The organism is Bacteroides ilei (assembly GCF_900128495.1).
GTDB lineage: Bacteria > Bacteroidota > Bacteroidia > Bacteroidales > Bacteroidaceae > Phocaeicola > Phocaeicola ilei.
Window position 1 is genome coordinate 592,363 of the sequence record NZ_LT635801.1, and the last position, 14,137, is coordinate 606,499.

At 39.5% G+C, this 14,137-nt stretch carries 17 protein-coding genes; 15 read left to right on the plus strand and 2 right to left on the minus strand.

The features are described 5' to 3' along the window. The first annotated feature begins 71 nt into the window (after positions 1-71). The 11 genes from dnaK (at position 72) to BQ7489_RS02510 (ending at position 8,978) form a co-directional block, all read left to right on the plus strand. Complete coding sequence (gene dnaK / locus BQ7489_RS02455; protein ID WP_072529904.1) at positions 72-2,000, plus strand: molecular chaperone DnaK; 1,929 nt, start codon at positions 72-74, stop codon at positions 1,998-2,000. Between the two features lie 209 nt (positions 2,001-2,209). Beyond that, complete coding sequence (locus BQ7489_RS02460) at positions 2,210-2,770, plus strand: helix-turn-helix domain-containing protein (protein ID WP_071150286.1); 561 nt, start codon at positions 2,210-2,212, stop codon at positions 2,768-2,770. Continuing rightward, the gene (locus tag BQ7489_RS02465) at positions 2,767-4,023 is read left to right on the plus strand and encodes a site-specific integrase (protein ID WP_071150285.1); all 1,257 of its coding nucleotides are present in this window, start codon (positions 2,767-2,769) and stop codon (positions 4,021-4,023) included. The genes BQ7489_RS02460 and BQ7489_RS02465 overlap by 4 nt, the downstream gene beginning before the upstream one ends. Before the next feature lie 283 nt (positions 4,024-4,306). Beyond that, positions 4,307-4,669 (plus strand): helix-turn-helix domain-containing protein, encoded by a 363-nt coding sequence (locus BQ7489_RS02470; protein WP_071150284.1) that lies wholly within the window; start codon positions 4,307-4,309, stop codon positions 4,667-4,669. Positions 4,670-5,170: 501 nt separating this feature from the next. Continuing rightward, a complete protein-coding gene (locus BQ7489_RS02475; protein WP_071150283.1) occupies positions 5,171-5,347 on the plus strand; it encodes a ribonuclease P in 177 nt (58 codons plus the stop codon). A 27-nt stretch (positions 5,348-5,374) separates the two neighbouring features. Then, positions 5,375-5,674, plus strand: a complete 300-nt coding sequence (locus BQ7489_RS02480; protein ID WP_071150282.1) for a hypothetical protein — start codon at positions 5,375-5,377, stop codon at positions 5,672-5,674. 13 nt (positions 5,675-5,687) lie between these two features. Beyond that, complete coding sequence (locus BQ7489_RS02485) at positions 5,688-5,945, plus strand: hypothetical protein (RefSeq protein WP_071150802.1); 258 nt, start codon at positions 5,688-5,690, stop codon at positions 5,943-5,945. Between the two features lie 741 nt (positions 5,946-6,686). Further along, a complete protein-coding gene (locus BQ7489_RS02495) occupies positions 6,687-7,067 on the plus strand; it encodes a single-stranded DNA-binding protein (RefSeq protein ID WP_071150281.1) in 381 nt (126 codons plus the stop codon). A 368-nt stretch (positions 7,068-7,435) separates the two neighbouring features. Continuing rightward, a complete protein-coding gene (locus tag BQ7489_RS02500; RefSeq protein WP_071150801.1) occupies positions 7,436-7,957 on the plus strand; it encodes a hypothetical protein in 522 nt (173 codons plus the stop codon). 401 nt (positions 7,958-8,358) lie between these two features. Further along, the gene (locus BQ7489_RS02505) at positions 8,359-8,673 is read left to right on the plus strand and encodes a hypothetical protein (protein WP_071150280.1); all 315 of its coding nucleotides are present in this window, start codon (positions 8,359-8,361) and stop codon (positions 8,671-8,673) included. 11 nt (positions 8,674-8,684) lie between these two features. After that, positions 8,685-8,978 carry an LPD11 domain-containing protein gene (locus tag BQ7489_RS02510; protein WP_071150279.1) on the plus strand — a complete coding sequence of 98 codons (294 nt, stop codon included), beginning with the start codon at positions 8,685-8,687 and terminating at the stop codon, positions 8,976-8,978. A 371-nt stretch (positions 8,979-9,349) separates the two neighbouring features. Here BQ7489_RS02510 and BQ7489_RS02515 read toward each other — a convergent pair whose 3' ends face one another. Next, a complete protein-coding gene (locus BQ7489_RS02515; protein WP_071150278.1) occupies positions 9,350-9,718 on the minus strand; it encodes a hypothetical protein in 369 nt (122 codons plus the stop codon). A gap of 9 nt (positions 9,719-9,727) precedes the next feature. Then, complete coding sequence (locus BQ7489_RS02520; protein ID WP_071150277.1) at positions 9,728-10,375, minus strand: ParA family protein; 648 nt, start codon at positions 10,373-10,375, stop codon at positions 9,728-9,730. Between the two features lie 630 nt (positions 10,376-11,005). Between BQ7489_RS02520 and BQ7489_RS02525 the strand changes: the two genes are divergently transcribed. The 4 genes from BQ7489_RS02525 to BQ7489_RS02540 all read left to right on the plus strand — a co-directional run bounded on the left by BQ7489_RS02525 (position 11,006) and on the right by BQ7489_RS02540 (position 14,041). After that, on the plus strand, positions 11,006-11,236 hold the full coding sequence (locus tag BQ7489_RS02525; RefSeq protein WP_071150276.1) for a hypothetical protein: 231 nt from the start codon (positions 11,006-11,008) through the stop codon (positions 11,234-11,236). A gap of 49 nt (positions 11,237-11,285) precedes the next feature. After that, positions 11,286-12,119: a hypothetical protein gene (locus BQ7489_RS02530; RefSeq protein WP_071150275.1), complete on the plus strand. Its 834-nt coding sequence runs from the start codon at positions 11,286-11,288 to the stop codon at positions 12,117-12,119. Positions 12,120-12,323: 204 nt separating this feature from the next. Then, on the plus strand, positions 12,324-13,172 hold the full coding sequence (locus BQ7489_RS02535) for a hypothetical protein (protein WP_071150274.1): 849 nt from the start codon (positions 12,324-12,326) through the stop codon (positions 13,170-13,172). Between the two features lie 455 nt (positions 13,173-13,627). Continuing rightward, positions 13,628-14,041: a DUF4313 domain-containing protein gene (locus BQ7489_RS02540; RefSeq protein ID WP_162617766.1), complete on the plus strand. Its 414-nt coding sequence runs from the start codon at positions 13,628-13,630 to the stop codon at positions 14,039-14,041. Positions 14,042-14,137: the final 96 nt, after the last annotated feature.

Below are 14,137 nucleotides of genomic sequence, written 5' to 3' on the forward strand. Positions count from 1 at the left end.
TTATATTAAGGCGTAATGCTTCGGCATTACAGAATAAACTTAATTAGATAATAAATAAAATAGATACAATTATGGGAAAGATTATTGGTATTGACTTAGGAACAACAAATTCATGTGTTGCAGTATTTGAAGGTAATGAACCGGTAGTAATTGCAAACAGTGAAGGTAAACGTACTACTCCTTCTGTAGTAGGTTTCGTTGACGGTGGTGAACGTAAGATCGGTGATCCTGCAAAACGTCAGGCTATCACTAATCCGAAACGTACAGTATATTCAATCAAACGTTTCATGGGTGAAACCTATGATCAGGTTCAGAAAGAAATTGCACGTGTTCCATATCCGGTAGTAAGAGGTGAGAACAACACTCCGCGTGTACAGATTGACGGACGTCTCTATACTCCACAGGAAATCTCAGCTATGATTCTTCAGAAAATGAAGAAGACAGCCGAAGATTATCTGGGTCAGGAAGTAACAGAAGCAGTCATCACTGTTCCGGCTTACTTCTCAGATTCTCAGCGTCAGGCTACTAAGGAAGCCGGTCAGATTGCTGGTCTGGATGTAAAACGTATTGTAAATGAACCGACAGCAGCTGCGTTGGCATATGGTGTCGACAAGGCTAATAAGGATATGAAGATTGCCGTATTCGACCTTGGTGGTGGTACATTCGATATTTCAATCCTTGAATTCGGTGGCGGTGTATTCGAAGTTTTGTCAACCAACGGTGATACTCACCTGGGTGGTGATGATTTCGACCAGGTTATTATCGACTGGTTGGTTCAGGAATTCAAGAACGATGAAGGTGCCGATCTGACTACCGATCCGATGGCTATGCAACGTTTGAAAGAGGCTGCCGAAAAGGCTAAGATCGAATTGTCTTCATCTACTTCTACCGAAATCAACTTGCCGTACATCATGCCGGTAGGTGGTGTTCCAAAACACTTGGTAAAGACATTGACCCGTGCTAAATTCGAAGCTTTGGCTCATAATCTGATTCAGGCTTGTCTTGAACCATGTAAGAAAGCGATGAGTGATGCCGGTCTGACTAACGCTGATATTGATGAAGTGATCTTGGTTGGTGGTTCTTCACGTATACCGGCTGTTCAGAAACTGGTAGAAGATTTCTTCGGTAAGGCTCCGTCAAAAGGTGTAAACCCGGATGAAGTCGTTGCAGTAGGTGCTTGTATCCAGGGTGCCGTATTGAATAAGGAAGCTGGTGTAGGTGATATCGTATTGCTGGATGTTACACCGTTGACATTGGGTATCGAAACAATGGGTGGTGTAATGACTAAGTTGATCGATGCAAATACTACTATTCCGTGCAAGAAGAGTGAAGTATTCTCTACAGCAGCCGATAACCAGACAGAAGTTACCATCCACGTATTGCAGGGTGAACGTCCGATGGCTGCCCAGAACAAGTCTATCGGTCAGTTTAACTTGACAGGTATCGCTCCGGCCCGTCGTGGTGTTCCTCAGATTGAGGTAACCTTCGATATCGATGCCAACGGTATCTTGAAGGTTTCTGCCAAGGATAAGGCTACAGGTAAGGAACAGGCTATTCGTATCGAAGCTTCATCTGGTCTGAGCAAGGAAGAAATCGACCGTATGAAAGCCGAAGCTGAGGCAAATGCTGAAGCCGATAAGAAGGAAAAGGAACGTATTGACAAATTGAACCAGGCCGACAGTTTGATCTTCACTACTGAAAATCAGCTGAAAGATCTTGGCGATAAGATTCCGGCAGACAAGAAAGCTCCTATTGAAGCTGCTCTGCAGAAACTGAAAGATGCTCACAAGGCTCAGGATTTGGCTGGTATCGATGCTGCAAGTGCCGAACTGCAGACTGCTTTCCAGGCTGCAAGTGCTGAAATGTATGCGCAGAGCGGTGCTCAAGGTGGTGCTCAGGCAGGTCCTAATGCTGGGCAGGCAAACGGCAACGCAGGTCAGGGTTCAAGCAATAAGAACAATGACAATGTTCAGGATGCTGACTTCGAGGAAGTGAAATAAGTATCGATAAACAACGATAAATATCCATAAGAAAAGAGGTGTAACTCAATAAGTTACACCTCTTTTCTTTTTTTTGTTTTTTTCTTTGATTTTGTTTGTTTGCTGTTTTTTTATTGTATATTTGTACCATATTTGTACCGCGATAAAAAAGTAGGAAATCTGCGATAAAATATAAATAAGTTGAATGCAAACAGTTAAAAATCAGCATTATGCCAGTAGCAAAGTTCGAGATAAAGCGTAAATGCCAAATATGCGGTCAGGAGTTTATTGCTAAAACCATAGAATCATGGTATTGTTCTAAACGCTGTTCCAATATAGCATATAAACGCAGGAGAGATGAGGAGAAGAGAAACCTACGCTTGGATGAAATCGTGAAAAACATTCCGGATAACCAAGATTATATCAAAGTATCAGAAGCCTATGCCCTGTTCGGTATCAGTATAGATACTCTATATCGTCTGATACATAAAGGCGCAATTTCGCATATAAATCTTGGGGTAAATCAAATCCGGGTTAACAAAGAGGAGTTACTGAAACTTTATCCACTACGAAGAAAAGCTTTGACTAAATCAAAACCTGTGGCAAAGCTTTATAGTTTGGAACCGGAGGATTGCTATACTATTGGTGAAATTGCAGAAAAATATCACTTAAATGATTCCACTGTATATTTACATATCCGTAAATACTCTATTCCTACAAGACAAATAGGTAATTTCGTTTATGTACCTAAAAAAGAAATTGATGAACTATATAAAGGCGCAAAGAAATGAAAAAAGCTATGGCAAATACAAGAGTTTCTGTGAAACTTAGAAAAACTGATTATCGGGAAGAATGGTATCTTTATATTGAGGCATATCCAGTATTTCAGAAAGGCTCTTCTACTCCGCAAAGAGTACGAGAATATCTTAATCGTACAATTTCTACTCCGATATGGGATAAATCAAAAAAATCCCGAACGAAAGCAGATGGGAAAAATACTTATAAGCCAAAACGCGATATGAATGGTGTTATACAATGTAAATCGCAGTTGGATCAAGAAAATTGTATATATGCAGACAAGGTCAGAAGCCTTCGACAAAAGGAATACGATAATGCAGCTCTCTATTCAGACACAGATGCACAACAGGCAGAAATGTTGGAACGTTCTCGTTGTAATTTCATCGAATATTTTAATCATGTGCAACAAACTCGTCATGTCCGTGGGTCTGAATCAATCATTGTTAACTGGAGACGTGTACATGAACTGCTGAAAATATTTGCTGATGGTGATACTATTACTTTTGCCCAAATTGATATGCATTTGGTTGAGTCATTCCGTAATTTTATGATGACGGCACCACAGGGAGGTGGTAAAAGTGGTACAGTGTCACAGAATACGGCTGCAACTTATTTCTCAATCTTCAAGGCTGCATTAAAACAGGCATTTATAGATGGATATTTGACAGTTGATATTTCCGCAAAAGTCAAAGGTATTCAGGAAAAGGAAAGCCGACGTGAATTTCTTACCGTTGATGAACTCAATCGTCTTGCCCAAACTCCATGTAGCCCAATACTCAAACGTGCAGCTCTATTCTCGGCCCTTACAGGCATTCGCCATTGCGATATTCAGAAAATGAAATGGTCTGAAATTGAAGAGTTTAATGGAGGTTATCGTATCAATTTTACACAGCAGAAGACAAAAGGTGTTGAATATATGCCTATTTCCGAACAGGCTTATCAACTCTGTGGTGAACGTCAGGATTCAAACTTGCTTGTTTTTGCCGGGCTTCCGGATCCGGCTTGGATAAGCCGGCCGTTAAAGAAATGGATAGAGGCTGCTGGTATAAAAAAGCATATAACATTTCACTGCTTCCGCCATTCATACGCTACCCTACAACTTGCTGGAGGAACAGATATATATACTGTAAGTAAAATGCTTGGGCATACAAATGTTAAAACTACTCAGATATATACAAAGGTTATTGATGCAAAAAAGGAGAAGGCAACCGAAACCATTAAATTAGATTTGTCATCTACGGAATAGAGTTATAGGTATGGACTTATCTATCTTTACAGTTGGTATTGTGGCTGATATAATTTATGAGTTTTTATGTCTTTTATTTATGGATGGCTTATGATTTTCTTATGATACTATTCATAAATAGAAAAAAACGATAATGGATTGTATCATTATATGTTTTGATAATCAATGATGTATGTTTATGTACTCAATGAATCGTCTATGCTTTTTTATGTGCTGCTCTGCATTGATAAATCAGCAATAAAAATCCTTTTTTCTTTGCAGCCATAATAACTGAAAGGAAGACATGGACGAGAAAAGAAACATTACATTTGAAGATTTGCCAAAGGCATTATCGTGGGTAATAGATAAGCTTATTCAGCTTGATTTAAAGATAGACAATCTAGCAAGTACATCCCAACTACCCCCTGCTGAACAGTGGATGAATTTAAAGGAATTATGTGAGTACTTGCCAAGTCATCCAGCAGAACAAACAGTTTATGGATGGACTAGTTGTCATCTGATACCATTCCATAAGAAAGGAAAGCGGATCATGTTCTTGAAATCAGAGATTAACTTGTGGTTACGAGAAAGCAAAATGAGATCATCGTATGAGCTTGAAAGAGATGCAGAGCAATTTGTTCAGTCCAAGAACGCGCGTAAATTCTGATATAACAGGCTTTGTTTTGTCATTGTTGACACTATCGGAAATATTATCTCTATCGTTTCACATCCATTTTAACTTATACAGTCAGGTTTTTATATTTGCTTATATGTGGTTTAGTTTAGTTTAGCATATATAAAGCTAACAAACCAAACTAAACTACTTTTTAAGATAATAATGCAGCCAAAAGAGAAGATATTTTTTCTTTTGGCTGCATTATTTTTATTCTCTTTCTTCTCCCTTTTATATGTTGTTTGTTCCCGTGTATCAGACTTTCGGGGCTTATGAATAAAATTAAGGTGCAAAGGTATATGTTATGGTAACTATTAAAGCAAGTTCATGTCTTTTGATTCTCGTACAAATCTCCACGCTCCTTTCTGGAGGTTGTATTTGTACACGAAAACTTGCATGAATAGCCATAACACCTTTTGAGCACCCGAATTTTAATCAACCCCGAAGTAGTTGATACTACATAAGGGAAATAATAACAATCAAAACGATAGCATTATGTTTGAATACGAAGAACAGACAGAAATCATTGGTGCAAGATGCACTTTGCACGAAGCGTACAAAGGCTATACAGAGGGAACGGTTGTAGGAGACTTCGGACTCAGAATTGTAGTACAGCTCGATAACGGTAAGGAGGTTGTCGAATACCGTGATGAAGTAACGATTTACGATTGATTGATGATCGATTAAATATATTGGGATATGGGAAATTTTAGATTTTATCAGGATTGTAAAGTTACGTGCTGGGAACGTGATTATTTTACCGTTGAAGCAGAGAATTATGAGGAAGCGGCAGCTATCGTGCGTTCCTGGAAATGTGATGATGTTACTAATGTCACTGACAAGCGCATTCACCTGGAGAGAAATGAAGTCCTTCGTGATACTTCTGAACGTATATTTCCTGATGAGAATGGTGGTTGTCCCACTATGGAAATATATAATACTGATGGTTTGGCTGTTATAAATGACGCTCCGGATTTGGAGCTAAATCTTGAATCTTAAATCAATTGTCGAAATGGATGTGATAATAGAACATATATTTTGTCAATATAGCGACGAAGCTACAGCCCTGTATTTACGGATAATCAATGTGATACTTTTGTCTTCCGATGAAGAAGAACTTCGTGCAAGTATGGAAAAACTAAGGCATACAACCAATTTTGATAAATACTTCATTTATGGTTTTGGTAAGCATCATATTTGGGTGTGTCTGCGCAAGCCAAGCGACAGGAATAAGGTATTTGAAAATCGGGTTTTAATGGCCCAGTTCTGAATTGGTCAGGTTTCTGGAATATTCCTTTCAGAAACCTGATTCCTTGTTATAAGCGGCATCCGCATAAATCCTGTTTTAATGCTTTCGTATCCGTTTATATCTCTGTCGTTTTCTTTTGGCTGTGCCTCTGCCTTTTTTACGTTATTAGCGCTATTGATGCGGGCCTGAGAGGGCCAGATGTATAATTCATTACTTTCCTATTCCTTTTCTCTTTTTTATTTCTCCTTTTCAAGGCGGATATGGTGTCCTCCGATGCATTTCCATCACCGTCCTTCAGACCATTCCCGTATTCAGGCAGCCTTTTGTCTGCTGCATTTTTTCCAAGCCAGATTCTCCTGGTGTTATCGTATCCTCCTTATACTCCATATCTTCGGAGCCGATGCTTTCTGTCCTGTCTTCATAAATCTGCCAGCTCCAATTTTTATGATGTACCTTGCCGGTTAGTACGAATTTATATTTCCATCCTTTTCCAACCTGTTTTTGTTGTTTGTTCCCGCTTTTTCATTATTGCTTTTGTCCGAAGTCGTCATCATTTTCCGATGCAAAGATAGTGTGCAGCCGGGAGTGGCCTATGGCCTCTGCCAATGGCGTGTATGCGAAAATCTTCCTTTATCAGGCCTTCGGTTTGGCATAAAGCCAAAATAAAGAGTATTTGCGCTACATCCTTGGCTTGTCCCTTGAACAGCACCTACTTTTTCATGCAGCGTAAAATTGATGTTTAACTTCTAAAAGCAATTGATTATGAAAAAGGTAGAAAACAACTTCATCGTAACAGGTTATGTAGGTAAGGATGCTGAAATCCGTCAGTTCACCACCGCAAGTGTAGCACGCTTTTCAATAGCGGTCAGCCGTCAGGAAAAGAATGGTGAGGAAAGCAGCTATGTATCGGCCTTCATGAATATTGAAGCATGGAGAAAGAACGAGAACACTTCTTCGTTCGAGAATCTGACCAAAGGAACGCTGCTTACAGTTGAAGGCTACTTCAAGCCTGAAGAGTGGACTGACAAGGACGGTGTCAAGAAGAACCGCATTATAATGGTGGCCACCAAGTTATATCCGGCCGTTGAAAAGGAAGAAGAAGCTCCTGCGGAAGCTCCCAAAGGCAAAAAGGGCAGGAAATAAATCCTGCCTTTACATACACAGGCGGCCTTCAGGCCGCTTTTTTTATATCTCTACACACTTTCAGAAGTTCCATTTTTATCACGTCATTCCGGGTTTCTACCACCGCAGATATTGAATTTGTACGTGCAAAATTAAGGAGGAGGTGAACCGTCAAGGAGCTTATCATTTTCTGTTAAGAATCATCAACTCGTTTACTCGCCAACAATTCTTAAACATAAATGATCCAGTATCCTACTTATTCGCTTCTTCCTTGGCTTGTTCACCTCTTTTCTCCTTTGTCAAGGCACGTCAATTCAAAATCCTGCCGGTGAGGTAAGACCTCAAAAGCAGGGAAATGAAGCAGAATGTATAACTTATATTTTTATATCATGAAACAGATGTTTATTTGGTCAAGTGAAGTTGTTTTTGATGAACAGACGAAATCAGAAATGCAGGAGTCTAAACGTGAATTGTTGGGCGATGATTCTTATGTACTGTCAGAGGAAGATATAGCCGACGAACTTCGCCGGGAACTTGAAGACGAACGCAGTAATCTTAACAAGATTATCGACGGCGTTATTATAGTATTTGGTGACCTCGGTCTTTGGAATGGCCGGCGGCAAGGGTTTCAGATTTTAGGAAATAATATTGCCAATATACTGTATAGTCAATGTGAGATAGCTGAGTGGTACGGAGACGGCTATAATATCAGGGGACGTATGTCGCACCACGATGGTACGAACTATACTCTTTATCGCATCGCTAAAGACAGAGAAGATGCAGAACATATTGCAGAAATGATTTATAACCATGAGATTGATGAAGCCGGTTTCAGACGCAGAACACGTTCCCTATATCCGCACGTGGCAGAGGTGTACGGATGGAAGATACGTGGGCGTAGAAATCTATAAAACTGACAACTATGATGGACGTTGCAGCATGATTGATGTATATTTTGCTGCAGCGTTCATTTTATAACACCCCCGGTACTTTCCCTTTGTAGTTCAATTGCCTTTTATATATTCCGGCCATACCGGCATATCCGCTTATAAATCTTGACCAGCATCTTCCTTGATGTGCAATCCAATCCGAAACGCGGTTATTTTGTCTGCAAAGTTCGATTGACTTCTCTTATTCCTGCCAAGGCCTGCTTCGAGCGTGCTGCTGAAAAATCTTCCTTTCGTTTTCTCGAAAGCGTATTTTTCGCATCATCCTTGTCCGGACTGTTTGTCAATCTGCGGGCAGAAAAATAATCAGCCTTCGGTCTAGGATGCGACCAGAGGGAAAATAAAACAACTTAAATTTCATAGTTATGACATTCAAAGAATTTATGCAGGAGAACGGTTACGAGTTGCAGACGACCTTTTGGGAAGACTTTACAATAGCTGACAGATTTGGTTTGTCAGCTATTCAGGACACATTCAATCGTGCTTTTGAAGAGTGGAAAGAGCATTACAAGTATCTTACCGAACTGATTCTTGTGCTTAATCATAAGATATGGCAATATCATGAGAAATGCCCTGAGTTTGCAACGCTGTATAATAGCCTTTGGGAACAGGCTGACCTTTATGCTCAAGAAAACCTTAAAGGTGACGAATTGGACTATTTTTATGAAGTAACTGATTAATTTACAAGGAAATGAAATCAAGTACAGAGCAGACAAATGAAAATGGCCGTTTGACGGTTGAAGAGTTAGTCAATCGAAACAAGACATTCCGGTATATGTTATTATCACGTCTTCAGTCTGATTGTGATTATTATCTTCACTATGGTGGCAGGCACCCCAAGGTCTTGTGGGCTGGCGATGAAACACGCCAGATAGAGTTTATGACAAAACTTCATGAAAGTTTCGGTGCAGGCGAAAAGCCTGAATGGCTGACAATGGAACAAATCCGGCACTATGCTGCCGAAATGTTGGGCGCAGACTCATAAGGTTTCCGACGGTTGGCATATATGCAATCGCCTTTTTATCAATGCTGCACGAACTTTTATGGTTTGGCAGCATTGATTGTTACCAATGTTGATGACTCCAGGTTGCTTGTGCAACAGGGCACAAAGATTCCATTTATACTGTTACCTGTCATCCTTGAAATTACTTTTTCCATAACCTCTCAGCAAGGCTTTTACTATTTTAGCGAATATCCATACTGCTGCAATGACTATTATAATTTCCATACTTATTATATTATTATACATTTATATTATTATATAATTACATGATTATATAATTCAATAATTATATAATCATGTAATTATACAATTAATGCCGTCTTGTTGACTAATATAGGCTGTTGGCCAATCAGTTACAGATTTTCAAGCTTTTCCTTGTTTTCTTCAATATACGTCATAATAATCGCCGATGCAAGAGTTCTCAGAGGAATATTCCTGTTCGAGTTAACACGGATTTTTTCTAATTCCTTTTTTACTTCTTTTGGTAGCCAGATTGCTTCTCCTTGTCCCCCGACACCGGTATATTTGACTATATTTTCTTCAAAGAGTTTTTTGCTCGTTCTTTTTGTTTTAGTTTTCTTTTCGGGACTTTCCTTTTCATCTTGCGCCTGTTCCTCTTTTATATCTTTCAATGTTTTCGGCTGTGTTATGCCGCGCACTATCTGGTCAAGCCCCATATTAGCCAAAGGATTGTCTATTGTAGGTCTCTCATTTCTTTTCATACTCATCTTTTATTTGATAATTTCCATAATCTTGTTGAATGCCGGTTTTACAATATCCAGTTGGGCCTTCTCCAAGGGGTACAAAGTTGTATAGCGTTTCACAGTGACACTTTGTTTTATTGTCGGCGTGACGGTTCCCACCAGACCAAGAAGTTCTGTAGTTTGGGCTCTCTGCCTCAATTCTTCTGATTTTCTTTCCGAGGTGATAATGCGGTTAGGCATAAACACAAGTTGGGCTTCCGATATACTTTTCAGGGCCTTTATGAAAATGCCGGTTGCATCTACGGTGTCGGGATCAAATGAAATCGGAATTACAGCTGTGTCAGCACTCTTATAGATATACTCAAGGTTGCGGTCGTTCAGGTTTCCGGGACAATCAATTAGGACAACGCCGGGAACCTTTTTAAGCTGTGTCATTACCTTTTTTAGTTGTTTGCTGTCCGTAGTGTCAAGCAAATCGACATTCCATGGAGCCTGTACTCCGACAGCTACATCTTGTTCTCTTTGACGGTGGCGATAGAGTGACGCCTGAAGGTCGGCATCTATGGCAATTACCGGAATACCGTTTTCTGCAAGATAACTTGCAAATAGTGCGCAGAGGGTTGTTTTCCCTACGCCTCCTTTGATGTTGCTGAATAATACAATTCTATTTTCCATGCCACTTTAGGTTTTAGTTTTTTTGCTGTTTGCAAATATAAATAATACTCTTATAATATCAAAATATTAATTATACAATTATATAAATATTGCAAGTATATTTATATAATTGTATAATTAATAAATTTATATAAACTAATGATATATAATACTATATGATGAATATTGTATTTTCAATGTTATTATATTACTTATCTTCATTTCGTTATATAATTATATTATTGAATAAAAGTATAATTATATTATTTCGTTCTACAAAGCTTTTTTATCTTGCCAATGCAAAGATGGTGGGTGGCCTGGAATGTTTTCCAATATCTGCCAATGACGTGTCTGCAAAAATCTTTTTTATCATACGAATCTCTTATATCTCTATTGCATTATACCCGTTGTCGCCCGTTAGGTGATGTCATTTTATCTGCAAAGTTAGTTTGCCCCTGAACGTTTTGCCAAGTGATGCTTTGCTTTTCATTTGAAAAATCTTCCTCCTTTGGAGAGTATTTTTCAAGAAACACTTGTCTTCACTATAGTGCAAACTTTGGGGCAGAAAAATCGACAATTTCCTCCGGGCGGAGTAAGCCGGGACATAAGGGAAACAAATGTTTTTAATTAACTTCTTAAATATTATTTGTTATGAGTATCTTAAAACAAGCTGAAAAAGTGCGTCCTCTTTCCGAACGTGGAGTTTATGCTTATCCTGTCAATCGTTTTAGCCGCGATGCGTCTGATGAGGATATTCTTTCCGATTATGAGAATAGTACCGACAATGAAGATTCGGTCAGGAAATATACCGTTGAAGAATTTCTGTCTTGCGTCAACGACGAGAGTTTTAACAGTCTGGACTATTGGGTTCGTTTGATTTAGTAACCTTGGTGATTCAATGTTCGTTGTTTTATATTAATCGGATAATTTTATGAATTTAGAGAATATCGACAAGAAACAGCTTTTTAGGGGGATTACTGAACTCATGCAGCCGTTGTATTTCCCTGTACCTTATAGTGAAGATAATATTCAGAAATTAGCTCAACACGAATACGAATTGTTTTGTAAGGTAATATCCGTAAAGTATGGTTTCGACAATGATAAGTATGTCTTTGAGCATGATGGCCATTCCCCGTTTGATGTCATATACAACGATGTCATTTGCGAACTGAAATCTCGTATGCGTAAGGACCCTTTCTTGCTTCAGAGTGAAGCCATTCGGCAGCATCTTGCCACGCTGGTGCGTCAGGCCGTTGTCAGAGTCGGAGGATGTCTTGGAACGTTTTACAAGAATGTGGGGATTCACCACATGGAACACGATTCCGAAGATATGTATGATGATGTTCCGGCTGTTGTTTTCAAGAGAGGTATGGCTTGTACTGCCGGTGGATATGAGAGTGCCATGCTGTACGATATTTATCTTGCACAGGATGACAGGCTGATGTGTACTGTTGATGACAAGGATTGTAGCGAGTATGATGTTCCACTTGATACAATTCTTCTTGAAAGCTTATTGGGGCTTGTTCATTGGTTACGTCTTAATAACTTTTTGCCGGATACAGATGCTCCAGATTGGGTGTGTGAGGAGTGCGGTTCATCAGATGTCGAAACTCTTGCTTGGGTCAGGCCAAACGAAAATAATAAATTCGTCGATTATCTTGGCATTGATGACAATGGCAACAACTGGTGTCACCATTGTGAGGAGCACACAGATATTATACAGTTTACAGGTGACGAGAGCTGTAAGCCCTCTTCACGGAATTAATGTTTATGGATAGTATTTGTATCAATAATTTCAATGTTAAAGTGACACACCGTTACAATATGACGTGTTCACATTGTATGATATTAAGCTGTGTCTGTGGTTCACAGCATCATAGTTTTAAGACGATGAGATACATTCTTTCTCACCTCAAACATTGTGAAATACCTTTCGCTTTTATCGTTATTTGAAATCAGATATAAAATAATGAAGACAGTAAACAGTTTGTCTGGAGGAAAAACATCTTCCTACATTGCCGTACATTACCCGGCAGATATCGAAGTCTTTGCGCTTTGTTGCATTGATTGTCACAATGCCGGAGCAACCATTGACAAGCGCATGAAGCAGATGGTCAATGACAGGTTGCAGAAGTATTGCTCACATTATCCCGAATTTGTGGCCACTTCAGAGGACCCGAAAGTCCTCAAGGTTATTTTCGACCTCGAACAGCGAATAGGGCGAGAGATTATCTGGTTACGCGGTATGGGCTGGGAGGAAATGATACGCCGTAAGCGTGCTATTCCCAATCGGACCAAACGTTTTTGTACAACCGTCTTGAAAATGCAGCCTATTTTTGAATTTTTGTATTTTTACCACGAACTGCCCGTTCGTATGAGGATAGGCTACCGTTACGACGAACAGGAACGGGCATTGCGTTTTACCGAGAATTTCAAGTTCGCTTATATGGCCGAGTGGCAGGAGCGGTCCTGCCGCTGGATTAACCGTTGGCAGGATATTCATTGGCGTGTGGGTGAGTTTCCTCTCATAGAAGACCGTATCACCCACTATGATATCCAGCGTTACTGGCAGGACAAAGGTATTGACTTCCCGGAAGATTCCAACTGTCTTAACTGTTTCTGGAAGGCTCCGGCACAGTTGCGCAAGAATTTCGATACATGTCCTCCCGTTATGTGGTGGTCAGCTATACAGGAGGACCTTCAAGGTAATACCTTCAAGGACAAAATGAGTCTTTCATCCATATCCAGGTTGCCGCTTCAGCTCGACTTTTTTTATGGTACAGGTTCAGGCTGTCAGGCAGGCTTCTGTACAGATTGATTTCGTATTCTTCATTGGACCTGCCGGCTGCCTGTCAGTGGGCCTTTCTTAACATTTGTATGCCGTTGTCCCCATCTCGGAAGTTCCCCATATACTTCTTTGCCGGTTAGTATCATCAATGTCGGTGGAAATTATTATACCCCTTTGTAGGTTTCATCTTCTCTTTTTATTTCCATGATTACTCCAATTATAGCTGTTGTTCCAACATTCATTGTTTACATAGGGAGTAGCCATTCATTTCACTGCAAAGTTTTATTGATGCCAGCCATATCTTTACAAGGTTCCCTTCCAGTTATGTCAGAAATCTTCCTTTTTCCTAAAGAAAAAGAGTATTTCAGTCATAAACCTTGCAGATATTGGCATCCATATATTAAGCAGTAAAATTGAATTAATTACTCCCTATTGATAAACAATGGATTATAATAGGGAAAAGTTGAACTTAAAATTTTATGATTATGGTTAAAAAAGTTTTTAAAGTAGGTGGTTGCAAATTCTTTTTATTAAAATGGTGTGATAAGTGGGTGTTTCCTCTTATTTCATATTATTTGGAGGGTAAAGATAGCCCTATTTACATGGCCCTTTTCTCGTGGAACCTGAAGGAAGGCATATTCGTAAAGGAAACTACTGTTACTATTAATTTTCCTAAGCATCCGCGTGGCTTTTGTTGCCAGTTTGTTGATCTCCAGAATAATGGTTCTTCAATGATTGATTGGCTTGTAGATAATGGCTTTGGTTTAGAGACGAAACGTTCTGTAACATCAGGTTTCACCTCTTATCCCGAATTCTACTTCGTAGGTGGCATTAATTTTCATAAGTACAGGAGGTTTTGTGATGAGCATCCGGAGATTTATAAATTTTTCCGTATTTGATTTTCCATCTGTTTTTCAGCCCCATAATCGGGGCTGGAATTTTTAAACAGACTTTCCATCCTGTTATATTTTCTTTTCTCCACTTATACGTGTCTC